Origin of the sequence: Isoptericola nanjingensis (genome assembly GCF_050311635.1) — a bacterium.
Taxonomy (GTDB): Bacteria; Actinomycetota; Actinomycetes; order Actinomycetales; family Cellulomonadaceae; genus Isoptericola; species Isoptericola nanjingensis.
Genome location: NZ_JBNOZL010000001.1, coordinates 576,677 through 600,958 on the forward strand (window position 1 = coordinate 576,677; position 24,282 = coordinate 600,958).

Annotated in this window: 24 protein-coding genes; 14 read left to right on the forward strand and 10 right to left on the reverse strand. The window is 75.0% G+C overall.

What is annotated here, in order from left to right; genetic code table 11:
- Nucleotides 1–132 precede the first annotated feature (132 nt).
- On the forward strand, nt 133–357 hold the full coding sequence (locus ACQP6G_RS02780) for a DUF3107 domain-containing protein (protein WP_429762645.1): 225 nt from the start codon (nt 133–135) through the stop codon (nt 355–357).
- 35 nt (nt 358–392) lie between these two features.
- Here ACQP6G_RS02780 and ACQP6G_RS02785 read toward each other — a convergent pair whose 3' ends face one another.
- The gene (locus tag ACQP6G_RS02785) at nt 393–1,013 is read right to left on the reverse strand and encodes a ferritin-like fold-containing protein (RefSeq protein WP_429762646.1); all 621 of its coding nucleotides are present in this window, start codon (nt 1,011–1,013) and stop codon (nt 393–395) included.
- A gap of 283 nt (nt 1,014–1,296) precedes the next feature.
- Between ACQP6G_RS02785 and ACQP6G_RS02790 the strand changes: the two genes are divergently transcribed.
- Both ACQP6G_RS02790 and ACQP6G_RS02795 read left to right on the forward strand, forming a co-directional pair.
- A complete protein-coding gene (locus ACQP6G_RS02790) occupies nt 1,297–2,970 on the forward strand; it encodes a DEAD/DEAH box helicase (RefSeq protein WP_429762647.1) in 1,674 nt (557 codons plus the stop codon).
- A 137-nt stretch (nt 2,971–3,107) separates the two neighbouring features.
- Nucleotides 3,108–3,404, forward strand: coding sequence for a DUF1905 domain-containing protein (locus ACQP6G_RS02795; RefSeq protein ID WP_429762648.1), 297 nt, complete (start codon nt 3,108–3,110; stop codon nt 3,402–3,404).
- Nucleotides 3,405–3,411: 7 nt separating this feature from the next.
- Here ACQP6G_RS02795 and ACQP6G_RS02800 read toward each other — a convergent pair whose 3' ends face one another.
- The 4 genes from ACQP6G_RS02800 to ACQP6G_RS02815 all read right to left on the reverse strand — a co-directional run bounded on the left by ACQP6G_RS02800 (nt 3,412) and on the right by ACQP6G_RS02815 (nt 6,952).
- Nucleotides 3,412–4,599 carry a CynX/NimT family MFS transporter gene (locus ACQP6G_RS02800; protein ID WP_429762649.1) on the reverse strand — a complete coding sequence of 396 codons (1,188 nt, stop codon included), beginning with the start codon at nt 4,597–4,599 and terminating at the stop codon, nt 3,412–3,414.
- The gene (locus tag ACQP6G_RS02805) at nt 4,596–5,372 is read right to left on the reverse strand and encodes a FadR/GntR family transcriptional regulator (protein WP_429762650.1); all 777 of its coding nucleotides are present in this window, start codon (nt 5,370–5,372) and stop codon (nt 4,596–4,598) included. The genes ACQP6G_RS02800 and ACQP6G_RS02805 overlap by 4 nt, the downstream gene beginning before the upstream one ends.
- 64 nt (nt 5,373–5,436) lie before the next feature.
- Complete coding sequence (locus ACQP6G_RS02810; protein ID WP_429728043.1) at nt 5,437–6,075, reverse strand: MarC family protein; 639 nt, start codon at nt 6,073–6,075, stop codon at nt 5,437–5,439.
- Between the two features lie 13 nt (nt 6,076–6,088).
- Nucleotides 6,089–6,952, reverse strand: a complete 864-nt coding sequence (locus tag ACQP6G_RS02815; RefSeq protein WP_429762651.1) for a PHP domain-containing protein — start codon at nt 6,950–6,952, stop codon at nt 6,089–6,091.
- A 174-nt stretch (nt 6,953–7,126) separates the two neighbouring features.
- Between ACQP6G_RS02815 and ACQP6G_RS02820 the strand changes: the two genes are divergently transcribed.
- From ACQP6G_RS02820 to ACQP6G_RS02830, 3 genes are all read left to right on the forward strand, one after another.
- Entirely contained in the window at nt 7,127–7,981 is an 855-nt protein-coding gene (locus tag ACQP6G_RS02820) for an alpha/beta fold hydrolase (RefSeq protein WP_429762652.1), read from the forward strand.
- Nucleotides 7,982–8,039: 58 nt separating this feature from the next.
- Nucleotides 8,040–9,599, forward strand: a complete 1,560-nt coding sequence (locus ACQP6G_RS02825) for an aminopeptidase P family protein (protein WP_429762653.1) — start codon at nt 8,040–8,042, stop codon at nt 9,597–9,599.
- 136 nt (nt 9,600–9,735) lie between these two features.
- Nucleotides 9,736–10,686 (forward strand): type IV toxin-antitoxin system AbiEi family antitoxin domain-containing protein, encoded by a 951-nt coding sequence (locus tag ACQP6G_RS02830; RefSeq protein WP_429762654.1) that lies wholly within the window; start codon nt 9,736–9,738, stop codon nt 10,684–10,686.
- A 91-nt stretch (nt 10,687–10,777) separates the two neighbouring features.
- On the opposite strand, the gene ACQP6G_RS02835 is transcribed toward ACQP6G_RS02830, so the two are convergent.
- The gene (locus tag ACQP6G_RS02835; protein ID WP_429762655.1) at nt 10,778–11,632 is read right to left on the reverse strand and encodes a YflT domain-containing protein; all 855 of its coding nucleotides are present in this window, start codon (nt 11,630–11,632) and stop codon (nt 10,778–10,780) included.
- 101 nt (nt 11,633–11,733) lie between these two features.
- Here ACQP6G_RS02835 and ACQP6G_RS02840 point away from each other — a divergent pair, with 101 nt between their 5' ends.
- Together ACQP6G_RS02840 and ACQP6G_RS02845 are read left to right on the forward strand one after the other, a co-directional pair.
- A complete protein-coding gene (locus ACQP6G_RS02840; protein WP_429762656.1) occupies nt 11,734–13,005 on the forward strand; it encodes a magnesium transporter MgtE N-terminal domain-containing protein in 1,272 nt (423 codons plus the stop codon).
- Nucleotides 12,998–13,498 (forward strand): DUF1003 domain-containing protein, encoded by a 501-nt coding sequence (locus ACQP6G_RS02845; RefSeq protein ID WP_429762657.1) that lies wholly within the window; start codon nt 12,998–13,000, stop codon nt 13,496–13,498. Before ACQP6G_RS02840 ends, ACQP6G_RS02845 begins: the two co-directional genes overlap by 8 nt.
- A 15-nt stretch (nt 13,499–13,513) precedes the next feature.
- Here the strand turns inward: ACQP6G_RS02845 and ACQP6G_RS02850 are convergent, their stop codons facing one another.
- Nucleotides 13,514–14,311: a maleylpyruvate isomerase N-terminal domain-containing protein gene (locus ACQP6G_RS02850; RefSeq protein ID WP_429762658.1), complete on the reverse strand. Its 798-nt coding sequence runs from the start codon at nt 14,309–14,311 to the stop codon at nt 13,514–13,516.
- A gap of 110 nt (nt 14,312–14,421) precedes the next feature.
- On the opposite strand from ACQP6G_RS02850, the gene ACQP6G_RS02855 reads away from it, so the two are divergent.
- The 4 genes from ACQP6G_RS02855 to ACQP6G_RS02870 all read left to right on the forward strand — a co-directional run bounded on the left by ACQP6G_RS02855 (nt 14,422) and on the right by ACQP6G_RS02870 (nt 18,907).
- A complete protein-coding gene (locus ACQP6G_RS02855) occupies nt 14,422–15,015 on the forward strand; it encodes a P-loop nucleotide/nucleoside kinase family protein (RefSeq protein WP_429762659.1) in 594 nt (197 codons plus the stop codon).
- Between the two features lie 9 nt (nt 15,016–15,024).
- On the forward strand, nt 15,025–16,179 hold the full coding sequence (locus ACQP6G_RS02860; protein WP_429762660.1) for a P-loop NTPase: 1,155 nt from the start codon (nt 15,025–15,027) through the stop codon (nt 16,177–16,179).
- A gap of 74 nt (nt 16,180–16,253) precedes the next feature.
- Nucleotides 16,254–17,492 (forward strand): galactokinase, encoded by a 1,239-nt coding sequence (gene galK, locus ACQP6G_RS02865; protein ID WP_429762661.1) that lies wholly within the window; start codon nt 16,254–16,256, stop codon nt 17,490–17,492.
- Between the two features lie 125 nt (nt 17,493–17,617).
- Complete coding sequence (locus ACQP6G_RS02870; protein WP_429762662.1) at nt 17,618–18,907, forward strand: alkaline phosphatase; 1,290 nt, start codon at nt 17,618–17,620, stop codon at nt 18,905–18,907.
- Nucleotides 18,908–18,971: 64 nt separating this feature from the next.
- On the opposite strand, the gene ACQP6G_RS02875 is transcribed toward ACQP6G_RS02870, so the two are convergent.
- The gene (locus ACQP6G_RS02875) at nt 18,972–19,793 is read right to left on the reverse strand and encodes an exodeoxyribonuclease III (RefSeq protein ID WP_429762663.1); all 822 of its coding nucleotides are present in this window, start codon (nt 19,791–19,793) and stop codon (nt 18,972–18,974) included.
- Between the two features lie 98 nt (nt 19,794–19,891).
- Nucleotides 19,892–20,374: a VOC family protein gene (locus tag ACQP6G_RS02880; RefSeq protein ID WP_429762664.1), complete on the reverse strand. Its 483-nt coding sequence runs from the start codon at nt 20,372–20,374 to the stop codon at nt 19,892–19,894.
- 124 nt (nt 20,375–20,498) lie between these two features.
- Here ACQP6G_RS02880 and wecB point away from each other — a divergent pair, with 124 nt between their 5' ends.
- Together wecB and ACQP6G_RS02890 are read left to right on the forward strand one after the other, a co-directional pair.
- Nucleotides 20,499–21,914: a non-hydrolyzing UDP-N-acetylglucosamine 2-epimerase gene (gene wecB / locus ACQP6G_RS02885; RefSeq protein ID WP_429762665.1), complete on the forward strand. Its 1,416-nt coding sequence runs from the start codon at nt 20,499–20,501 to the stop codon at nt 21,912–21,914.
- The gene (locus ACQP6G_RS02890) at nt 21,911–23,332 is read left to right on the forward strand and encodes a glycosyltransferase family 2 protein (protein ID WP_429762666.1); all 1,422 of its coding nucleotides are present in this window, start codon (nt 21,911–21,913) and stop codon (nt 23,330–23,332) included. Before wecB ends, ACQP6G_RS02890 begins: the two co-directional genes overlap by 4 nt.
- 3 nt (nt 23,333–23,335) lie before the next feature.
- Here the strand turns inward: ACQP6G_RS02890 and ACQP6G_RS02895 are convergent, their stop codons facing one another.
- The gene (locus ACQP6G_RS02895; protein WP_429762667.1) at nt 23,336–24,199 is read right to left on the reverse strand and encodes a polyphosphate kinase 2 family protein; all 864 of its coding nucleotides are present in this window, start codon (nt 24,197–24,199) and stop codon (nt 23,336–23,338) included.
- Between the last annotated feature and the right edge of the window lie 83 nt (nt 24,200–24,282).

The window sequence follows — 24,282 nt, forward strand, 5'->3', positions numbered from 1 at the left end:
CCGGGCCGGTCGCGGCACGCGGCCGTGGCTAGGATCGACGAGACGTCCGGGACGACCGGGAACGACGGACGGCCGCTAGACGGCCGACAGACACGCGCCGGCACGACCGGCGCGGCTCGCGAAGGAGACAACGTGGAGATCACGATCGGTGTGCAGAACCTGGCCCGCGAGCTGGTCGTCGAGACCGACCAGACGGCGGAGGACGTGACCGCCGCGGTGCGCAGCGCGATCGCCGACGGGGGGCTCCTGGAGCTCACCGACTCGCGGGGGCGCACCATCCTCGTGCCGACCGCCACGATCGGCTACGTCGAGGTGGGCGCCACCGAGCAGGCCCGGGTGGGCTTCGGCGCCCTCTGACCGTCGGCGCGGCGTCGGCGCGGCGTCGGTCGGCGTCAGGCGGCGTCGGTCGGCGTCAGGCGGCGAGGCCGAGGCGGTCCATCCGGCGCGTGTGCGCGGCGGTGAGCCGCGAGCAGCACGGGGACGAGGCCCAGCGCCTCGCCGACGACGCGGCGCCCCCACAGCGCCAGGCGCGAGGCGAGCACGCCGTCCGCCGCGGCGGCCCCCGCCAGCACGGCGGTCGCGGGGTCGTCGGGCCGGGGCTCGCCCACGGCGGCCACGAAGCCTGCCGCGCCGCCGGGCAGGCCCGCGGCGAGCTCGCGGCACAGGTCCTGCGCGACGCCGAGCCCCACGACGCTCTTGAGCAGGCCCTCGGCCCAGCCCGACGGCGTCGTGCGGGCGTCGAAGTCGGCCAGCGCACCGTCGAACGGGGCCATCGTCGCGGCCGCGCCGGCGCCCCCCGAGCCCTCGGGCCCCGGGGCGTCGACGAGATCGAGCAGCCGCTCCTGACGGCTCAGCGCCTCCCCCGCCGCCGTCGCCAGCGTCTGACGGGCGACAAGGTCGGGGGCGTCCACCGACCGGGCCGCGAGCAGCCCGAACGCCGCCAGCTCCGTGTAGGCCGCGAGCCCGACCAGCGTCGTCAGGGCGGGGTCCGGGGTGCTCTGCTGCTCGCTCACGCGCCTCAGGATAGAGGCGACCGGCCACGTCACACCCCTACCCGGCACCCGTCGCGTACCATGGGCGTGTACTTCGGTTGCCCGGTCGTCACGCCATGGGTCTCAATCCACTGACTCGACCGCAGCGGCCCGGCGGGATCCCTGCCGAGCCTGAGCGACGTTCTTCCGCGATCGGCTGCCGACCACCTCGGCGCTCCTTGCGACCCGAACACGGCCCGTCGCCGGATCTCCGGCCCGATCGGGAGCCCGGTTCGCGCGCGCCGACGAGCAGACGAAGGTACCCGTGACCACGACCGAACCCGCCGCCACCGCGGCCCCCACGGCGCCCGCCACCGGCGAGCCCGACTACTCCACCCCCGCCGCCATCCAGGCGCAGGACGTCTCCTTCGCGGACTTCGGGGTGCGCCCCGAGATCGTCGAGGCCCTGCGCGAGTCCGGCATCACCCACCCGTTCCCCATCCAGGCGATGACGCTGCCGGTGGCCCTGCAGGGTCACGACATCATCGGCCAGGCCAAGACCGGCACGGGCAAGACCCTCGGCTTCGGCGTTCCGCTGCTGCACCGCGTCGTCGCGCCCGGCGAGCCCGGCTACGACGAGCTGCCCGCTCCCGGCAAGCCGCAGGCGATCGTCGTCGCGCCGACCCGCGAGCTCGCGGTGCAGGTCGCGAACGACCTCGCCACCGCCTCGAAGAAGCGCTCCGTGCGCATCGCGCAGATCTACGGCGGGCGCGCGTACGAGCCGCAGATCGAGATGCTGAACAGCGGTGTGGAGGTCGTCGTCGGCACGCCGGGCCGCATGGTCGACCTGCTCAACCAGGGCCACCTCAACCTCACCCGCGCGGCCACGGTCGTGCTGGACGAGGCCGACGAGATGCTCGACCTGGGCTTCCTGCCGGACGTCGAGAAGATCCTCGCCCGCACGCCCGCGGTGCGGCACACCATGCTGTTCAGCGCGACGATGCCCGGCCCGGTGGTCTCGATGGCCCGCCGCTACATGTCGCAGCCCACGCACATCCGCGCGGCCGAGCCGGACGACGACGGCGCGACCGTGAAGAACACGCGCCAGGTCGTCTACCGCGCGCACGCGCTGGACAAGGTCGAGGTGCTCGCCCGCCTGCTGCAGGCCGAGGGCCGCGGGCGGACCATCGTGTTCGCCCGGACCAAGCGCACCGCGGCGAAGGTGTCCGACGAGCTGCGCGACCGCGGCTTCGCGGCCGGCGCCATCCACGGCGACCTCGGCCAGGGCGCGCGCGAGCAGGCCCTGCGCGCGTTCCGGCACGGCCACATCGACGTCCTCGTCGCGACGGACGTCGCGGCGCGCGGCATCGACGTCGACGACGTCACGCACGTCGTCAACTACCAGTGCCCCGAGGACGAGCGCACCTACCTGCACCGCATCGGCCGCACCGGCCGCGCGGGCAAGCAGGGCACCGCGGTGACGTTCGTCGACTGGGACGACGTGCCCCGGTGGCAGCTCATCGACCGCACGCTGAACCTCGGGTTCCCGGAGCCGGTCGAGACGTACTCGAGCTCGCCGCACCTCTTCTCCGACCTGGGCATCCCCGAGGGCACCAAGGGCCGCCTGCCGAAGAGCAAGCAGCAGCTGGGCGGCCTGGAGGCCGAGGAGCTCGAGGACCTCGGCGAGACGGGCAAGCGCACCAGCTCCTCCGGCGGCCAGCGCGACGGCCACCGCGGCGGTCGTGACGGAGGCCGGGACGGTCGTCGCGACGGCGGCTCGCGCGGCGGCCGCGGCGCCTCGCGCTCCGGCCAGGGCTCGCGCTCCGGCCAGGGCTCGGCGGACGGCGCGGGCGAGCGCTCCGAGGCGGCAGCGTCCGGTGCGGGCGAGCAGCGCGACGGCGAGCAGCGCCGTCGTCGCAGCCGCAACCGCCGTCGCACCCGCGGAGGCCGCCCGGTCGAGGGCGGCTCCTCCGCCCCGCAGGCCCCGTCGGAGGGCTGACCCCCACCACGGCACCCGGCGCGCATCGAGCGTGCTGACGTGCTCCTCGACGCCCCGTTCGAGGAGCACGTCAGCACGCTCGATCCATGTCCGGGGCAGTCCGGAGCATGTCCGGGGCGGGTCGTAGCGTGGCCGGCATGCGCCTGACGTTCTCCGCCCCGCTGTGGCAGTGGCAGGTCCGCACGGACTCGTGGTGGTTCGTCACGGTGCCGCCGGAGGAGTCCGACACCCTCGCCGAGCTTCCCCTGCCGCCGCGCGGCTTCGGGTCGATCAAGGTCACCGTCACCGTCGGCGCCACGACCTGGTCGACGTCGGTGTTCCCCAGCGACGAGCAGCGGGGCTACGTGCTGCCGATGAAGAAGGCGGTACGCGTGGCCGAGGGCCTCGAGCCGGGCGCGACCGTGCACGTCACGCTCGAGCCCGTGGGCCTCTGAGCGCGCGTCAGCGGACGATCTCGTCCCGCCCGGCGAACCAGGCCGCCACACCCTGCACCAACGACGCCACGACGAGCAGCACCAGCGGCGCGGTCCACGATCCGGTGGCGTCGTGGGCCACGCCGAGGCCGAGCGGGCCGCAGGCGGCCAGCACGTAGCCCGCGCTCTGCGCCATGCCCGACAGCTCGGACGTGCGCGCGGCGTGCTCGGTGCGCAGGGCCATGAGGGTCAGCGCCAGGCTGATGCCGCCCCCCTGGCCGAGGCCGAGCAGCACGACCCACAGCACGGCGGCGTCGGGCGCGAGGATCAGGCCGACCAGGCCGGTGGTGATGAGCGCGACGATGACGACGCCGATCCCCCGCTGCCGCCGCATGCGGCCCGCGAGCACGGGCGTGACGAACGAGCCGACGATGCCGAGCAGGTTGGTCAGCGCGAGCAGCCAGCCGCCCACCGCGACGCTCCGGCCCGCGGCGACGAAGATCTCCGGCAGCCACGCGTTCACGGCGTAGAACGACAGCGACTGCGTGCCCATCAGCACGGTGACTGCCCAGGCCAGCGGGCTGCGCCACACCGACCGCACGGCGTCGGCGGGGGTGGCGCCCGGCGGCCGGAGGGTGGCGACCACGCCGGTCGAGCGCAGCGCGCGCGGCGCCCAGACGACGGCGCCGAGCACGGCGAGAAGCCCCCACGACGCGAGCGCGGCGCGCCAGTCCATGCCGGTGGCCGTGGCGATCGGCACGGTGAGGCCGGCGGCGAGCGCCGCGCCGCCCGACAGGGCCATGGAGTACAACCCGGTCATGAGGCCGACCCGGTCGGCGAAGTCGCGCTTGATCAGGGCGGGCAGCAGCACGTTGCCGAGCCCGATCGCGGAGCCCACGGCGAGCGTGCCCACCAGCAGCGGGGCGATCCCGGGCACGAGCCGCAGCGCGAAGCCGAGGCACAGCACCACGAGGCTGCCGAACAGGGCGCGCTCCAGGCCGACGCGGCGGGCCAGCCCGGGCGCCACGGGGGCGAGGAGCCCGAAGCAGAGGACGGGCAGCGTCGTGAGGACGCCGCCGGCGGTGGCGCTGAGCCCCTCCTCCGCGAGGATCTCGCCCAGCAGGGGCGAGACAGCGACGACACCGGGGCGGAGGTTGAGCGCGGCGAGGACGATGGCGACGACGGCCCCCGCCCCGAGCGGGCGACGGAGGCTCACGCGTCCACCTCCGTCGTCGTGCCGGACGACGGCGCCGCCGTGGCGTCAGCCCGGTCGACGAGATGGGCATGGACCGCGGCCATCGTGGCCTCGACCGCGCGCTCGGCGGCGTCGGGGTCCCCGGCGGCGACGGCGTCGACGACCTCGCGGTGGCCGGGCACGTCGCGGTGGTGCCGGCCGTGGGCGTCGGTGGCGAGGGTCCGGACGAGCACGTGGTCGATGCCGTCGTAGAGCTCGGCGAGCAGGGCGTTCCCGGCGGAGCGCACGAGCTCGGCGTGGAAGGCGACGTCGGCGGCCCGGAAGTCGTCCTCGCCGCCCTCGCGGGCAGCGGCCTCCTGCCGGTCGAGCGCCGTCCGCAGCGCGGCGAGGGCGCCGTCGCCGTGCCCGCCCGCGGCGACCCGGCCGGCGGCGACGCGCGCGGCCCCGCGCTCGAGCACGGAGCGCACCTCGAGCACCTGCAGCGCGTCGGAGGTCCGCGCCCGGCGCCCGATGGCGGCGTCCAGGCCGCTGGCGGCGCGCACGTAGGTGCCGTCGCCGCGCCGCGGCTCGAGGATGCCGGCGTGCTCCAGGGCACGCACGGCCTCGCGGACCGTGTTGCGCCCGACGCCGAGCTGGGCGACGAGCTCGGGCTCGGCGGGGATGCGGGACCCGACGGGCCACTCCCCCCGTTCGACGAGGTCGGTCAGGTGCTCGACGACGAGCTCGGAGACCTTGCGGGGCGGGGAGATCGGCGACGTCATGGGCGTGGTCGGGGGCACGACGGGCTCGGACACCCAAAGACCCTAACATCCCATGTTTACGAGGCGGGGGTCCGGCCGGACGACCGCACCCCGGGCGCTACTGCGCCATCTTGACGAACTCGGTGACCGCCGTGGCGATCTGCTGCACCGCGATCGCGGCCAGCAGCAGGCCCGCGATGCGCGTCACCAGCGTGACGCCCGACTCCCTCAGCACCCGGTGGATGACGTTCGCGAACCGCATCGACAGGTACAGGCACACGTGCACCAGCACGATCGCCACCGCGATGGCGATCAGCTGCGGCGCGCCGCCGTCGTCCGACACCCGGGTCTGCTGGACGAACACCATCGTCGCGACGATCGCGCCCGGCCCCGCCAGCAGCGGCGTGCCCAGCGGCACGAGCGCCACGTTGACGCCCTTGTTGCCCGACGGCGACGGCTCCTCCATCTTGCCCGTGAGCAGCTCCATCGCGATGAGGAGCAGCAGCAGACCCCCGGAGGCCTGCAGCGCCGGCAGCGTGATGCCCATGTAGTGCAGCACCTGCTGGCCGAACAGCGCGAAGACCACGATGACGCCGAACGCGACGAGGATCGCCTGGCGCGCGGCGCGGTTGCGCTGCTTGGCCCCCATCGCCGACGTCAGCCCCAGGAACACGGGCACCGTGCCGGGCGGGTCCATGATGACGAACAGGGTGACGAACACCTCGGTGAACAGCGCGGTGTCCAGCACCGCGCTCACCGTCGCACCGCGCTCATGGTCGGATCACGTCCAGCAGACCTCGTTCCTCTATCCGTGCGAGCACCTCGGGAGCGGTCGTGCGCTCCCCGATGCGGTTGAGCTTCCCCGTGCCGTGGTAGTCGCTGGAGCCCGTGACGAGCAGCCCCAGCTCCCCCGCCAGGCCGCGCAGCCGGTCGCGGGTGGCCGCGTCGTGGTCGCGGTGGTCCACCTCGAGCCCGGCGAGGCCCGCCGCGGCGAGCGCCGCGATCGTCTCCTCGCTCACGGTGCGGCCGCGCGCCCCGGCGCCCGGGTGCGCCATGACGGGCACCCCGCCCGCGCCCAGCACCGCCCGCACCGCGGCGTCCGTGTCCGGGGCGTAGTGCGGCACGTAGTAGCGCGCGCCCGGGTGCAGCATCGTGGCGAACGCCTCGTCCCGCGACGCCACGACGCCCGCCGCGACCAGCGCGTCCGCGAGGTGCGGGCGGCCCACCGTCGCGTCGTCGCCCGTCTGCGCGACGACGTCGTCCCACGTCAGCGGGAAGTCCTCCGCGAGCCGCTCGGTCATGCGCCGGGCCCGCGTGAGGCGGTCGTCGCGGGTGCGGTCGCACTCGGCGCGCAGGACGGCGTCCTCGGGGTCGTGCAGGTAGGACAGGAGGTGCACGCTGATGCTGCCGCCCTCGGTCGTGACGCGCGTGGAGATCTCGGTGCCGCGCACCAGCGCCACGCCGGTCGTCACGACGGCGTCGGCGGCCTCGGCCCAGCCGGCGGTCGTGTCGTGGTCGGTGAGGGCGACGACGTCCAGCCCGGCACCTGCAGCCGCCTCGAGCACGCCGCGCGGGGAGTCCGTGCCGTCGGAGGCCCGCGAGTGGGCGTGGAGGTCGATCCGGGGCGGCGTCACGATCACCGATTCTAGGGAGCGCCACGCGCCCGCACGCCCGAAACGGCCTTCGCACGGTGCGACGTCGGACACTCCCGCCGCCCCGGCCCCGTGAAGGAATGGGCACAACCTCTCCACCCCGCCCGCCGTCGCCTCCCCCCACACGCCCCGACCGGCAGGGCAGCATCGTTCGCGATGAACCTCCCCAGCGCCGATGCCACCCCTGCCCCCGCCGTGCCCGCCGCGCTCGGTACCGTCCTCGGCGCCGACCCCGCACCGCCGCGTGCCGGGATCGTCTTCGTGCACGGCATGCGCACGTCGTCGGCCATCTGGGAGCGGCAGGTGGAGCACGTGCGCGACGCCGGGCACGACGCCGTCGCCGTCGACCTGCCCGCGCACGGCGCGCTCCACCGGGAGAGGTTCTCCATGCCCCGCGCGTTCGAGGTGCTCGACGAGGCGGCCGGGTCGTTCGGCGCCGGCCGGCCCGTCGTCGTCGTGGGCCTCTCGCTCGGCGGGTACACGTCGCTCGCGTGGGCGGCGCACCAGGCGACCGCCGGCGCCGGTTCGCCGCTCGCCGGCGTCGTCGCGGCGGGCTGCTCGTCCGACCCCAAGGGCAAGCCCGTGGCGCTGTTCCGCGACGTCGCGCACCTCGCCGTCACCGGCACGACGGCGGTGCGGCGCGGACTGCGCGACGCCGGTCTCGCCTGGCGCTCGGCACTCACCGGCGGCCGGTCGCGCGCCGGCGGGCTCGAGGTCGCGGCGCTCCTGGGCGACACCGTCCAGCGGCCGGGCTGGGACATCGTCACCGACGCGCTCACGCACCTCGCCGGCCGCTCGTCGGTGGCCAGCACGCGGGCCCTGCGCGTGCCCGTGTGGTTCGTCAACGGCGCGCGGGACCGGATGCGGCTCGAGGAGTCGCGGCACGTGGCGGCCGCCGAGCGGGGCGCGCTCATCGTGGTCCCGGACGCCGGCCACGACGTCAACTCCGACGCCCCCGCCGCCTTCAACCAGGTGCTCACGCGGGCGCTGCACGACTTCGCGCGCGCCTGACCGGCCCCGTCGCCGGGGGCCGGGCCTGGCCCTCCGCGCGGGTGGGACACTGGGAACCATGACCGACACCACCCCCGTCGACGAGACCGCGCCCACCGCCCCCGCGAGCACCGAGGAACGCGGCAGCAACCGTTCCCAGCGCCCCGTCTCGGAGGCGTTCAAGTCGTTCATCACCTCGCAGTGGGGCGAGCGCGCCGACCTCGGCGTCGAGCCCGGCGAGGCCGTGCCGTACACGGCCGAGCGCCGCGCGAAGCTGTCCGCCCGCTTCCCTGGCGCCCGCCTCGTGGTCCCTGCCGGGCCGCTCAAGGTGCGCTCCAACGACACCGACTACCGGTTCCGCCCGCACTCCGCGTTCGCGCACCTCACGGGCCTCGGCACCGACCAGGAGCCCGACGCCGTGCTCGTGCTCCACCCCGTGGCCGACGGCGAGGGCGACCCCGACGGCAGCGGCAACGGCACCCACCACCACGCCGTGCTGTACGTGCGCCCGCTCGCGGCCCGCGACACCGAGGAGTTCTACGCCGACTCCCGCTACGGCGAGTTCTGGGTGGGCGCGCGGCCCTCGCTCGACGACGTCACGACGCTCACCGGCGTCGAGGCCCGCCACGTCGACGAGCTGCGCGACGCGCTGGCCAAGGACGTCGGCGCCGACGGCGTGCGCGTGCTGGTCGTGACCGGTGCGGACGAGAGCATCGAGACGCTCGTCGAGGCCATCCGCGAGGAGGCCGGCGTCGAGGCGGAGGCGGACGACGAGTCCCTCGTCGAGGCGACGTCGGAGATCCGCCTGGTGAAGGACGCGCTCGAGCTGGAGCACCTGCGCGAGGCCGTGGCCCGCACCATCGAGGGCTTCGAGCAGGTCGTGCCGGCGCTGCCCCAGGCCGTCGCGCACCGCCGCGGAGAGCGCGTCATCGAGACGACGTTCGACGCGCACGCCCGCCTCGAGGGCAACACCGTCGGCTACGAGACCATCGCCGCCGCCGGCGAGCACGCCACCACGCTGCACTGGATCACCAACGACGGCGTGGTCCGCACCGGCGAGCTCGTGCTGCTCGACGCCGGCGTCGAGGTCGACTCCCTCTACACCGCCGACATCACGCGCACCCTGCCCGTGGACGGCGAGTTCACCGACGTCCAGCGCCGCATCTACACCGCCGTGCTCGACGCCGCCGACGCCGCGTTCGCCGTCGCGAAGCCCGGCACGAAGTTCCGCGACATCCACGCCGCCGCGATGGAGGTCATCGCCGCCCGCCTCGAGGAGTGGGGCCTGCTGCCCGACGGCGTCACCGCCGAGGTGTCCCTCTCCACCGAGGGCCAGCAGCACCGCCGCTGGATGGTGCACGGCACCAGCCACCACCTCGGCCTGGACGTGCACGACTGCGCGCAGGCGCGCCGCGAGCTCTACCTGGACGGCGTGCTCGAGCCCGGCATGGTCTTCACCATCGAGCCGGGGCTGTACTTCAAGGCCGACGACCTCGCCGTGCCCGAGGAGTACCGCGGCATCGGCGTGCGCATCGAGGACGACGTGCTGGTCACCACCGACGGCAACGAGAACCTGTCCGCCGCCCTCCCCCGCCGCCCCGAGGACGTCGAGGCCTGGATGGCGCGCCTGCGCGGCTGATCCCGCTCGTCCGTTCGGCACCGGGTGGATCTCTTCGGCACGTGAGCATGCCGAAGAGATCCATCTGCTGCCGAACGGACGACGACCGTCCACAGGCCGCCGCCGGACGGCGGGACGCTGCGGCACGCTCGTCCGCATGATCGACGACGAGCCGGTGATTCTCGCGGGCGAGCTCCAGCGCCACGTGCTGGACCAGGCGCGGCGCGCCGGTGACCTCGAGCGGCTACGTCGCGGCGCATACCGCACGGTCGAGGAGCCCCGCGACGAGCACCGGCTCCAGACGGCACGACGCCGCGCCCGTGCGCTCGCCGCGGCCGCTCATCGCCAGCTCGACGCGGACCACGTCTTCAGCCACGAGACTGCCGCCCTGCTCCACGGTCTCCGGCTGTGGCGGGTCCCCGCCGTGACGCACGTCGTGCAGGCGTACCGCCGGTCAGGGGGCGCGGCTGCGGACCTCGCCCGGCACCTGAGCACGGTGCCCCCCGCACACCGCGTGGACCAGGTCGGCCTGCCCGTCACGACCCTCTCGCGCACGGTGGCGGACTGTGCCCGATCGATGCATCCCCTCGAAGGCCTGGTGATCGCCGACCACGCCCTGGCACGGGGCGTCGACCTCGACGAGTGCCGTGCCGCGCTCGGGGTCACGCGCCGGCGCAACGGCACGCGCCGGGCGAGGTGGGTCCTGGACCATGCGGACGCCGGCGCCGACTCCGCGTGGGAGACCTGGCTCCGGTACCTGGCGCTGCGATCCGGCCTGCCCCGGCCGATCACCCAGGCGCCGATCACCACCGCACGCGGCGTCTTCCACTGCGACCTCGGCTGGCCGGACTGGTCCGTGTACGCGGAGTTCGACGGACTGGTGAAGTACCGCGACGGCGGCGTGCGGCCCGGCCACGACGCCGCCCAGGAGCTCCTGCGGGAGAAGGAGCGCTTTGATGCCATCCGTGCGACCGGCATCAACCCCGTGCGGGTGACGGCCGTCGGCCCCTCCCGCCTCGGCGAGGTCGCGCGAGCTCTGACCGCACGCTTCCCGGAGGAGCTCCGACGGACGCTCCGGCAGCACCCGCTGCTGCCGGCACCGCCGTGAGCGTGGGTTCAGTTCGGCAGCGCATCGATCTCTTCGGCAGGCCGACGTGTCGACCAGATGAAGGGGCTGCCGAACTGATGGGCAGGGCGACTCAGGGCTGCGGCGGGCGGTACGGGTCGTCGTGCTCCGGCGCCTTGGGCTGCTCCGGGTCGCCCTCCTGCTGCTGCCGGGGCTCCGTCTGGTGGGTGCCCGGCGGGGTGCCCTGCGGCTCCGGGTCCTGCGGCGCGGGGCTCTGGGGCGCAGCGTTCTGCACCGCGGGGTTCTGGGGCTCCGGCGAAGGGGCCTGCTCCCCGTGGGGCCGCATCGCGCCGTACCGCGGGGCCCCGCTGGGGGTGGTCCAGCGGGGATCGGGCGTGCGCGGCGCGGCGGGAGCCACGGGCGCGGCCGGCGCGGCCGGCGCGCCGACGGTGGGCGACCCCACCGGCGGGGTGGCGGTGGCCGCACCACGACGCGCCTTGCCGAGCCCGCCCGGGGACTCCCGGAGCATGGACCGGGCCTCGCCGGCCTGCTCGGCGGCGCAGAGGATGGCGTAGGTCGACGCGACGATCTGCGACGACGACGTGAAGTCCCGACGCCCGCCGGTCAGCGCGTAGGACAGCACCGAGAACAGGAGGCCGAAGCCGGCACCCAGGCCGATGCCGACGAGCAGCACGCCGCCCATGCCGGCACCGCCGAAGAGGCTGAGCAGCAGGCCGACGAAGAAGCCGAACCACGCACCCGACAGGGCGCCCGCGAGCGCGACGCGGCCGTACGAGAGCCGCCCGGTGACGCGCTCGACCATGCGCAGGTCGGTGCCGACGATGGTGACGTGCTCGACGGCGAACTTGTGGTCCGACAGGTAGTCGACGGCCTGCTGGGCCTCGAGGTACGTGTCGTACGCGGCGACCTCGTCGCCCGCCGGGAGGGTCGGGACGCGGGGCACGGCGTTCGGGCGGCTGAAGCTCATCCGCCCAGTCTGGCCCAGTCGCGGGCCCCGCACCACCACACCACCCGCGCCGCACGCCCGCTACCAGGCCCGACGGGCCCGCCCCGCGTAGGCTGACCGACGTGAGCGCGGCAACCAGGGTCTTCATGGCACGCCTCGCCGGCACCCAGGTCTTCGACCCGATCGGTGACGAGGTGGGGCGCGTGCGCGACGCCGTCGTGCTGGTCCGCGCCAAGGGCGCGCCCCGTGCGGTGGGGCTGGTCGTCGAGGTCCCCGGCCGGCGACGCGTCTTCCTCCCGCTGACGCGGGTCACCGCGATCGACGCGGGCCAGGTGATCTCCACCGGCCTGCTCAACATGCGCCGGTTCGAGCAGCGCGCCATGGAGTCGCTGGTGCTGGGCGAGCTGCTGGACCGGACCGTGCGTTTCACGGACGGCTCCGGCGAGGCCACGGTCGAGGACCTGTCCATCACGCGCCAGCGCACGGGCGACTGGTTGGTGGACCAGCTCTTCGTGCGCCGCAAGCAACCCGCCCGCGGGCTGTCGCTGCGCCGGCGCGGGGAGACGCTCGTCGTCCCGGTGACCGCCGTCACCGGGCTGGCCGGCTCCACCGAGGAGCAGGGGGCCACGAAGCTGCTGGAGGCGTACGAGGACCTCCGCCCGGCGGACCTGGCGGACGTGCTGCACGAGCTGGGCGACACCCGGCGCCTCGAGGTGGCGAGCGCGCTCGACGACGAGCGCCTGGCCGACGTGCTCGAGGAGCTGCCGGAGGACGACCAGGTCGCCATCGTGTCCCGCCTGGACTCCGACCGTGCCGCGGACGTCCTCGAGGCCATGCAGCCCGACGACGCCGCCGACCTGCTCAACGAACTGCCCGACGAGCAGGCGGCCCGCCTCCTGGAGCTCATGGAGCCGGAGGAGGCGAAGGACGTGCGCCGCCTGCTGTCCTACGACGAGGACACGGCCGGCGGTCTCATGACCACCGAGCCGGTGATCCTCGGCCCGGAGACCTCGATCGCGACCGCGCTGGCGCAGATCCGCAAGCAGGACCTGCCGCCGGCGCTGGCGTCGATGGTGTTCGTGGTGCGGCCGCCGCTGGAGACGCCCACGGGCCGCTTCCTCGGCGTCGCGCACTTCCAGCGGCTCCTGCGCGAGCCCCCGCACGCGTCGGTCGGGTCGGTGCTGGACACGGACACGGAGTGGCTGACGCCGGACGCGCCGGTGGGCCGGGTGACCCGCCTGCTCGCGGCCTACGACCTGCTCGCGCTGCCCGTCCTCGACGGCGAGAAGCGGCTGCTCGGCGCGGTCTCCGTGGACGACGTGCTCGACCACATCCTCCCGGACGACTGGCGCGAGCACGTCGACGAGAACCTCGAGGAGGTGCCGCGTGGCTGACCGCCTCGACCAGCCGAAGGAGGCCCGCCGCACCCTCATCCCCCGGCCGCAGATGGACCAGGACGCGGTGGGCCGCGCCACGGAGGGCATCGCCCGCTTCCTGGGCACGCCGCGCTTCCTCATCTACCTGACGGTGTTCTGCGCGCTGTGGCTGGCGTGGAACTCCTGGGGCCCGGAGGCGCTGCGGTTCGACTCCGCGTCGAACGGCTTCACCGCGCTGACCCTCGTGCTGTCGCTGCAGGCGAGCTACGCCGCGCCGCTCATCCTGCTCGCGCAGAACCGGCAGGACGACCGCGACCGCGTCACCGCGGAGCAGGACCGGCAGCGCGCGGAGCGCAACCTCGCCGACACGGAGTACCTGGCCCGGGAGATGGCGGCGCTGCGGATCGCGCTGGGCGAGGTCGCGACGCGCGACTTCGTCCGCTCCGAGATCAGGAACCTGCTCGAGGAGCTGGACGAGAAGGAGTCGGGGCGAGGCCGGGACGCCTCCTGACGCGGGACGCCGCCCTCACTGCATGGCGTCGGCGGCGGCGGCGCGCAGCGCCTCGACGGCCGCGGCGTCGCCGGTGACCCGGAGCGACTCGGCCGTACCACGCCCCCACAGCCACAGGTCGAGGTCGGCGGCGGCGCCCGCGACGACGGCGGCGGGCTCGCCGTCGGGATGGACCAGGCGCCCGCCGGGCACGTCGTACTCCCGGCCGGACTCCGGCCCGGTCCCCCGCACGCGCCCGAGCTCCACGTCCCAGCGCCGGGGCGCCTCGCCGGGGGCGTCCACGACGACGGCGACGGCGCCGCCCGCCGGCGTGAAGGTCGTCCAGCCCGGGTGCCCGCCGAGCAGGACGTCGAGCACCTCGTCCACGCCGTCGGCCGCGATCTCGGGGTCGAGCGGCGTGACCCCGCGGCCCGCCGCCTGCTCGGCGTCGACGCGGTGCACGAGCGCCTCGTGCTGCTGGCGGCGGGTCACCCACCCGACGGTGTGACCGTCGGGGTGCCAGGACCAGCACGGCTCGCGCGGGTCGCGGCCCGCGAGCGCCGCGACGAGGTGCGCCGTCGCGTCGTGCAGCAGCGCGGCGAGGGCGGCGTCGCCGGCGGGCCGCTCGGGCGGGACGACGTCGCCTGCCTGCAGGCCGGTCCCCGGTTCGCGGCCCACCACGGACGCCCAGAAGGACTGCACCGACGCGACGTGGAAGCCCAGGTCGTCGGCGGTCCACCCCGGGCAGGCCGGCACCTCGGCGTCGGCGGGGGCGGCGTGCACGGCCGCCACGAGCAGTACCGAGTCCCGAGCCAGGGAGGCCATCGCATCCATGCAGGTCAACGTAGCCCCGAGCACCCTGCGCCGCGCGACGCCGTGCCGTCCGTGCGGCCCGGTATCCTCCCGTTCGCGGGGCTCGGACGGCGGCCGGAGGAGGCGACGGCATGGCGCGACAGGTGGTGCTGGTCAACGGGCTGCCCGGGTCGGGCAAGTCGACGCTGGCAGGCCCGCTCGCGGCGCGCCTCGGCGCGCCGTGGCTGAGCAAGGACGCCGTCAAGGAGGCCCTGGCCGACGCCGTCGGGCCGGGCGCGCCGTCCCTGGCCGCGACCTCCGTCGTCGGGGCGCCCGTCGTCGGGGCGGCGGCGATGGAGGCGGTGTGGCGCCTGGCCGCGGCGCCGCTGCCGCGCGTCGTCGTCGAGTCGTGGTGGTTCCGGCCGCGCGACCTGGACCACGCGCTGCGCGGGCTCGCGACCGCGGGCGCGGACGCCGTCGTCGAGGTGTGGTGCGACGTGCCGCCCGACGTCGCGCGCGGACGCTACGAGTCCCGCCCGGGCCGCCACCCGGTGCACGCCGACGACCGGGACCTGACGGCCGAGTGGGCGGCCTGGTCCGCCGGGGCGGCGCCGCTCGCGCTCGGCCCGGTGGTGCGGCAGGACACGACCCGCCCGGTGGACGTCGGCGCGCTGGCCCTCCGGGTCACGACGGCGCTGTCCGGCCGTGACCCACGACGCACCGGTGCCGCCGCCCGCCGCGCCTAGGATCGAGGCATGACCACCGGCTCCCCCGACGGCCCCGCACCGCTGACCGACCGCGTCCGCACCGCCCTGACGTCGGTGGTCGACCCGGAGATCCGCCGGCCCATCACGGACCTGGGCATGGTCCGCTCGGTGGACGTGGCCGAGGACGGCCGCGTCACGGTGGGCGTGGACCTCACGGTGGCCGGCTGCCCCATGAAGGGCACGCTGGTGCGCGACGTCACCGCCGCGGTCGAGGCACTCGACGACGTGACCGGCGTGGACGTGCAGCTCGGCGTCATGACCCCGGAGCAGCGGCAGTCGCTGCGCTCGCAGCTGCGCGGCGGCGCGGGCGACCCCGTGATCCCGTTCGCCCAACCCGGCTCGCTCACCAAGGTGTACGCGATCGCGTCCGGCAAGGGCGGCGTGGGCAAGTCGAGCGTGACGGCGAACCTCGCGGCCGCGATGGCGGCCGACGGGCTGAACGTCGGCGTCGTGGACGCCGACATCTACGGCTTCTCGATCCCCCGCATGCTCGGCGTGGACCGCCAGCCCACCCGCGTGGACTCGATGCTGCTGCCCCCGATCGAGCACGGCGTGAAGGTCGTGTCGATCGGGATGTTCGTGCCCGAGGGGCAGCCGGTCGTGTGGCGCGGGCCGATGCTGCACCGCGCGCTGGAGCAGTTCCTCGCGGACGTGTTCTGGGGCGACCTGGACGTGCTGCTGCTCGACCTGCCGCCCGGCACCGGCGACATCGCCATCTCGGTGGCGCAGCTGCTGCCCGGCAGCGAGATCGTCGTCGTGACGACGCCGCAGGCCGCAGCAGCGGAGGTCGCGGAGCGCGCCGGGTCGATCGCCACCCAGACGTCGCAGGGCGTCGTCGGCGTGGTGGAGAACATGTCCTGGCTCGAGCAGCCGGACGGGTCGCGGCTCGAGGTGTTCGGTTCCGGCGGCGGCCGGCGGGTCGCGGACCGGCTGGGCGCCACGCTCGGCACGCCGGTGCCGCTGCTGGGCCAGGTGCCGCTCGACGTCGCGGTCCGCGCGGCCGGCGACGACGGCACGCCCGTGGTGCTCAGCGACCCGGACTCCGCCGGGGCGCGCGTGCTGCGCGACGTCGCCCGATCCCTGGCCGCCCGGTCGCGCGGCCTCGCGGGCATGCGGCTGAACCTCAGCCCCGTCCAGGGCTGACGCACGGTAGCCTCGCCCGGGCGCCCCGCCGGCGCCACCACCCGGTCCACCCCTGCGAAGGAGCTGTCCCCGCCATGAGCACGCCCGAGTGGCTCGAGTCCTGGTCCGACGACGAGGGGGCCCGCCGCGTCCGCGACCTGTTCGCCCGGGTCTTCGGCGACGACGGCGCGCCCGACGGCGTCTGGTCCGCCCCGGGCCGGGTCAACCTCATCGGCGAGCACACCGACTACAACGGCGGCCTGGCGCTGCCGACCGCGCTGCCGCACCGCACGTACGTCGCGCTGCGGCACCGGGACGACGACGTCGTGCGCCTCGGGTCGGCGCAGGCGCCCGGCGAGCTCTGGACGGCGCGGCTGGCCGACGTCGCGCCGGGCGCGGTGACGGGCTGGGGCGCGTACGTCGCGGGCGTCGCGTGGGCGCTCGCCCAGGACAGCCACCCGGTGCGCGGCTTCGACGCCGTCGTCGACTCGTGCGTGCCGTTCGGAGCGGGGCTGTCGTCGTCGGCCGCGCTGGAGTGCGCCGTCGCCGTAGCCCTCGACGAGACGGGCGACCTCGGGCTCGCGGCGGACGACGCGGGCCGCGCGGCCCTCGTCACGGCCTGCGTGCGCGCGGAGAACGAGATCGCCGGCGCCCCGACGGGCGGCATGGACCAGGCCGCGTCGCTGCGCGCCACCGCGGGGCACGCGCTGCTCGTCGACTCGCGGCCCGGCCTGTCCGCGCTGGAGTCCGGCACGCCCGTGCCGTTCGACCTGGCGGCCGCGGGCCTCACGCTGCTCGTCGTGGACACCCGCGCGGAGCACGCGCTCGTCGACGGCCAGTACGCCGAGCGCCGGGCGACCTGCGAGCGCGCGGCCGCGCTGCTCGGCGTCGAGACCCTGCGTGACGTCGACCCGGCCCGCCTGGACGAGACGCTCGCCGCTCTCGGGCCGCACGACCCCGACGGGGTCCTGGCCCGCCGGGTGCGGCACGTGGTCACCGAGATCGACCGCACGGCGCGGTTCCGCGACCTCGTCGCGGCGGGGCGTGCGGACGAGGTCGGGCCGCTGATGGTCGCGTCCCACACGTCGCTGCGGGACGACTACGAGGTCTCCGCCCGCGAGCTGGACCTCGTCGTCGACGCCGCGGTGGCCGCGGGCGCGCTCGGCGCGCGCATGACGGGCGGCGGCTTCGGCGGCTCGGCGATCGCGCTGGTACGCGCGGACGCCGTCGACACGGTCGCCGCGGCCGTGCAGGACGCGTTCGACGCCGCCGGGCTGCGGGCGCCGGGATTCCTCCTCGCGCCGCCGTCGGCGCCGGCGGGCCGCACCGCCTGACCGGGCCGCCTGACCGCGCGCGACCTGCGGTTCCTCCCCCCGGATGCCGGTGACGCGGGCACCTGCCTACGGTGCGGGGGCGCGGCGGCACGACGTCGCCGGGCTCGATCGTTCGAGGAGGAGCGATGGCAGCACGCACCACGATGCGCCGCGTCGGAGCGGCGGCGCTCACGGCAGTGGTCGCCGCAGGGACGGCCGTCGGCGCGACGGCCGGCGGTGACGACCGCGGGCGCGGCGGGCACGAGGGACGGCACGACAGGGACCGGGCGCGGAACGTCATCGTGCTCCAGGGCGACGGCATGGGCCTGGCGGCCCGGGAGCTGATCCGCCTGGCGACCGTGGGCAAGGACGGCCACCTCGTCATGGACTCGCTCGACGAGGCCGGCTGGACCGCGACCGACTCCGCCGATCCCGAGGACGCGGTGACCGACTCGGCCGCCGGCGCGACCGCGTTCGCCACCGGGGTGCGGACGTTCAACGGCGCCGTGGGCGTCGACGTCGACGGCGACCCGGTCCCCACCCTGCTCGAGGACGCGAGGCGCGCCGGCAAGGCCACCGGCCTCGTCTCGACGGCGCAGGTCACCGACGCGAGCCCCGCCGCGTTCGGGGCGCACGTCACCGACCGGTACGACCAGAGCGAGATCGCGCGGCAGTACCTGGAGGAGTCCCGCCCCGACGTCCTACTGGGCGGGGGCGAGGACTTCTGGTACCCCGAGGGCGAGCCCGGGGCGTGGCCCGACAACCCCACCGAGGACCCGGAGGAGCAGAGCAAGGGCACGAAGGGCAACCTCGTCGAGCGGGCGCAGGAGCTCGGGTACACCTACGTGAGCGACGCGGACGGCCTCGCCGACGCGGACGGCCGCAAGCTGCTCGGGCTGTTCGCGAACGAGGAGATGTTCCAGCAGGCGAACGAGGGCGAGGGCGACGTCTACTCCCCCGAGGTGCCACTGGTCGACATGGCCGCCAAGGCGCTCGACGTGCTCCAGCGCGACCGCGACGGCTTCTTCCTGTTCCTCGAGGAGGAGGCGATCGACGAGTTCGCCCACCAGAGCAACGCGACGCGCACCATCGAGGCGGGCCGGTCCCTCGACGAGACCGTCGCCCTCGCCCTCGACTTCCAGAAGAAGCACCGCGACACGCTGGTGCTCGTCGTCGGCGACCACGCCACGGGCGGCCTCGCGATCGAGAACGTCGACCCCGAGGACGAGTCCGGTGAGGGCCAGACCGCCGAGGACGGCCCCTTCCCCGTCCCGGGGACGGACCTCGAGTTCACCGTCGACTGGACCACCGGCGGGCACACGGGCGAGGCCACGCCGATCACCGCACAGGGGCCGGGCGCCGAGCGCCTCTCCGGGCCGCAGCTCAACACCGACGTGCACGACGCCGTGCAGCGGGCGATGTTCCCCCGGAGGTAGCCCGTCGGTCGAGCCCGTCGAGACCCGGACCGTGGTCTCGACAGGCTCGACCGGCGGCGCCGGGCTACAGGTCGTACGTGACGACGACGGCGGCGTGGTCGGACCAACGCTCCTCGTAGGTGGGCGCACGGTCGACCTCGACCTTGACGGCGCGCGGCGCCAGCGCGGCGTTGGCGAGCTGGTAGTCGATGCGCCACCCGCGGTCGTTGACGTACGACTGCCCGCGCCACGACCACCAGGTGTAGGGCCCGGGGCCCTCGCCGCCGTGCGCGCGGCCGAGGTCGGCCCAGCCGAGCTCGTCGAGCCACCGGTCGACGTACGCCCGCTCCTGCGGCAGGAATCCCGCGCTCTTGAGGTTGCCCTTCCAGTTCGCGATGTCCTCGTTCCGGTGGGCGATGTTGAGGTCCCCGGCGACGACCGCGGGGTGCTCGGCCGCGGCGAGCTCGGCCAGGCGCGCGGTGACCTTGTCGAGGTGCGCGTACTTGGCCGCCATCGTGTGCTCCTGGCCCGGGGCGTTGGACCCGGAGTGCAGGTAGGCGGAGACGACGGTGAGCAGGCCGCCGTCCGGCAGCTCGACGTCCGCCTCCACCCAGCGGCCGGTGTCCACGGGCGGCTCGGACTCGCCGTCCGGTCCGTGGGCGGCGAGGCCGACCCGGACCGCGTGCAGCGGCAGGCGCGACGCGACGGCCACGCCCGCGCGGCCCTTGAAATCGCTGGGCAGGTGGGCGACGTGCCAGCCCTCGAGGTACTCGTGGACCAGCTCGTCGGGCGCGCGGACCTCCTGCAGCAGCAGGATGTCGGGGGTGCGGGCGGCGATCCAGGCGTCCATGTTGCGGCGGAAGGCGGCACGGATGCCGTTGACGTTGGCGGTGGCGACGGTCAGCACGCCGGCCATTTGATCACACGGCGCCATCGACCTTCGGTCGAGCCCGCAACCCCGTCACGGGATGCCGACACCTCCAGCGGCCGCGGGCGTCGGGTGCGTCACTCCCCGCGGTAGGCGGCCTCCAGCCCGGCGACGTCGATCTTGCCCATCTTCAGCATCGCGTTCATGGTGCGCAGGTTCGCCTCGGTCGAGTAGTCGCCGGACAGCTCCTCGAGCTGCTTCGGGATCACCTGCCAGGAGATGCCGAACTTGTCCTTGCACCAGCCGCAGGGCCCCGGCTCGCCGCCCTCGGACGTGAGCACGTCCCAGTACCGGTCCACCTCCTCCTGCGAGTCCACGCGCAGGTAGAAGCTGAACGCCTCGTTCAGCGTGAACTCGGGGCCCGCGTTCAGGCCGGTCACAGGAAGCCCGGCTACCGTGAACTCGACGACGAACGGTTCGCCGGCGGCCGCCCCCGGCACCCCCTCGGGCGACGTGAGCACCGACTCCACCGACGACCCCGGGATGTGCTCGGCGTAGAAGGCCGCCGCCTCGTGCGCGCGGTTGTTCCCGAACCACAGGTGCGTGCGTGCGGTCACCATGGCCGCTCCCTCCTGACGGGCACCGTCCCCTCGCGGCCGGTGCAGCACCCTTCCGACCCGCGGGCGAACCGGAACTCATCGGTGTCGGCGCACCACCGCCACCCCGCTCGACGAAGGTAGAGACATGCCGCTTCCCGTCAGCCCCGAGATCCTGATCGTGCTGGGCACCCGCCCGGAGGCGATCAAGCTGTTCCCGCTGATCCAGCGCCTGCAGGACCACCCGCGCCTGCGCCCGGTCGTCGTCACGACCGGGCAGCACAAGGAGCTCGTGGACTACGTGCTGCAGGAGGCCGGGTGCGAGATCGCGGGCGACCTCGGCGTGGGCCGCCCGGGGTTGACGCTCAACCAGCTCTCGTCGTCGGTGATCGCCGGGCTGGACGAGTTCGTCGCCGGCCGGTACGGGCCGCCGCCCGAGCGGATCACCGGGCGCGTCCGCGAGGACCACTACCCCGCGGCCTCCATCGTGCACGGCGACACCTCCAGCGCGGCGGCGGCCGCCGTCGCCGCGTTCCACCTGCGCATCCCGGTGGTCCACGTCGAGGCCGGGCTGCGGACCGGCACGACGCTCTCGCCGTTCCCCGAGGAGCTCAACCGCCAGCTCGTCGCGCGCATCGCCTCCTTCCACGCGGCCCCCACGCGCAGCAACGTGCAGAACCTCGTGCGCGAGGGCGTCGACATCGGGCGCACGTTCGTCACCGGCAACACCGGCATCGACGCGCTGCAGTGGGCCGCCGCGCGCGAGGTGCCCTACGGGCGGCCCGAGCTGGCGTGGCTGGAGGACGACGCGACGGCGCGCGTCGTCACCGTCACCGCGCACCGCCGCGAGAACTGGGGTGAGGGCATCGCGAGCATCGCTCGGGCCGTCCACCGGCTCGCGGACGCCCACCCGGGGGTCCGCTTCGTCGTGCCGGTGCACCCGAACCCCCGGGTCGCGCAGACCGTGCGCGACGAGCTCGGCGACGTCGACGCCGTGACCCTCACGGCGCCCATGGAGTACCACACGTTCGCCCGCCTGCTCGCTCGCTCGACCCTGGTGATCACCGACTCCGGCGGCATCCAGGAGGAGGCGCCGGCGCTCGGCGTCCCGGTGCTCGTCGCCCGCACCACCACCGAGCGCACCGAGGGCGTCGAGGCGGGCACCCTCGAGCTCGTCGGCACCGACGCCGACACGATCGTCGACGCCGCCACCCGGGTGCTCACCGACCCGGCGGCGCACGCCGCGTTCTCGCGGCAGCCCAACCCGTACGGGGACGGGCGCTCCGCCGAGCGCATCGTCGGCGCCCTGGAGCACCTGGTCTTCGACTCCCCCGCGCCCCGCACGTCGGGCCCCGGCTTCGTGCGCGCCCAGGTGCTGGAGTGGGCCGGGTTCCACCGCACCGACGCCGTCGACGGGCCGGAGTTCGTGCGCGAGCCCAGCCCGGTGGACCGCGTCCCGCAGGACCTCGAGGACGTCGTCATCGCCCCGAGGTCGACGGTCGACCCGTACGACGCCCCGCCCGGCACGTCGTCCGGCGCCGCGCCCGAGCGGGCCGCCGAGTGACCGGCCTGGCGACGACGGCCGCGACCACCGTGGCCACGACGGCGCCGTGGTGGGACCCGTACCGCGGCATGCCGGTGGGCGTGCAGGTGCTCATGTGGTTCCTGCTCGCCCTGACGCTGGTCACGTTCTGCGTGATCGTCTGGCTCGTCGTCCGCGCGTGGATCGAGCGCCGGCGCCAGCGCGAGGCCGTCGAGTCCGCGCACGAGGAGGACTACCTGTGGGTCTTCGTCGTGCCCGCGCTCAACGAGGAGGTGACGATCGCCGACAGCGTGGGCCGCCTCGTCGCCGTCGAGGCCACGCACAAGGCGATCGTCGTCATCGACGACGGCTCGGACGACCGCACGCCCGAGGTCCTCGCCGAGCTGCGGGCCCGGGTGCCCGAGCTCCAGGTGCTGCGCCGCGAGCTGCCGAACGCCCGCGTGGGCAAGTCCGCGGGTCTCGACGACGCGTGGGAGTTCGTCCACGACGAGGTCCTCACCGGGCGGTACGCCCGCTGGCCGACGACGCGCGTCGTCGTCGGCGTCGTGGATGCCGACGGGCGCATCCCCGCCGACGCGCCGCGGGCGCTGGCCGGCGCGTTCACCGACGAGCGGGTGGGCGGCGTGCAGGCCCTGGTGCGCATCTACAACCGCCGGCACTACCTCACCTGGGGCCAGGACGTGGAGTTCGGCGTCATGGCGTACGTCTACCAGCTCGGGCGGTCGGCGTGGGGCACGGCGAACATGGGCGGCAACGGGCAGTACGTGCGGCTCGCGGCGCTGGACGACGTCGTCGTCACGGAGAACCTGCCGCCGGGGATCGAGCGCGGCCCGTGGCGCGACCGCCTCACCGAGGACCAGGACATCGGCGTGCGGCTGGTCCGTGCCGGCTGGCGCGGTCGCCAGACGGTCCTGACGACCGTCGACCAGCAGGGCGTGACGAGCATGCGCCGCCTGGTCAAGCAGCGCGTGCGCTGGGCACAGGGGAACTGGCAGGCGTTCGGCCTGCTGCGGGGCGCGCTGCGGGCGCCGGTGTCGGTCGGCGCCCGCGTCGACCACCTCGCCTACCTGCTGATGCCGCTGCTGCAGCTCCTCATGGGGCTCGGCCTGGTGCTGTCGCTGGCGTTCTGGCTGTTCGGCGACGTCCCGTTCGTCTCCGGGTGGTGGCCGTCGCTGGTGTTCTTCGCGACGATCGCCCTGGTGCCGAGCTTCCTGTCCCTGCTCATGACCGACGAGCCGGGGCGGCACCCGCTGCTGCGGGCGGTGTTCGGGTTGATCCCGTACATGCTCTACACCTGGCTGCTGTGGCCGGTCGTCACGGTGGCGCTGGTCCGCGAGCTCGCCGGGCGGCGCACGTGGACCAAGACCGACCGCGAGCCGCTCGACGCCAACCTGCCCGACGACGTCGAGCAGGCGGCCGGGCCGGCCCCGGCGGGCTGAGCGTCACGACGCCGCGAGGCGCGCCTTCTCGTGCTCGACGTCGAACGTCGCGGCGGGCCACTGCGGGTCGATGTCCTCGAGCGCGTCCAGCAGCAGCGCCTGCACGGCGAGGCGGGCGTACCACTTGGCGTTCGCGGGGACGACGCACCAGGGCGCATGGTCGGTGGAGGTGCGCTCGAAGACGGCCTGGAAGGCCTCCATGTAGCGGGGCCACTCCAGGCGCTCGTCGACGTCGCCGGGGTTGTACTTCCAGTGCTTGTCGGGGCGCTCGAGGCGCTCGCCGAGCCGCGCCTTCTGCTCCTCGGGCGAGATGTGCAGCATCACCTTGACGATGCGGGTGCCGCGCGCGACGAGCTCGGACTCGAACGCGTTGATCGCACCGTACCGCCGCTCGATCTCCTCCGGGGGCGCGAGCTCGCGCACCCTCCCGATGAGCACGTCCTCGTAGTGCGAGCGGTCGAAGACGCCGATGTACCCGGCCTCGGGGACCTCCTTCTCGACCCGCCAGAGGAAGTCGTGCGCCAGCTCCTGCGGCGTCGGCTTCTTGAACGCCACGAGGTGCACGCCCTGCGGGTCCGTGGCGCCGATGACGTGGCGCACGATCCCGCCCTTGCCCGCCGAGTCCATCGCCTGCAGCACGAGCAGCACGGCCGGCGCGGACGGGTCCTCGCGGCTCTGGGCGTACAGGCGCTCCTGCAGCTCGTCGAGCTCCTGCTCGCCGGCGAGCAGGTCGGCCGCGCCGTCCTTCTTCTTCCCGTCGTACCCGGGCTTCGCGTCCGGGTCGACGTCCGCGAGGCGGAACCCCGGCCCCACCCTCAGGAGCTCGCCCGGCTCGCCCGACCACCCACGCTGGCTTCTCGCGACCATGGGTCCCATGATGCGCCGAGATAGAGAAGCGAACCCGCCGAGATAGAGAGGCCCGGACGAGGCCGCACTGGATGCGGCCTCGT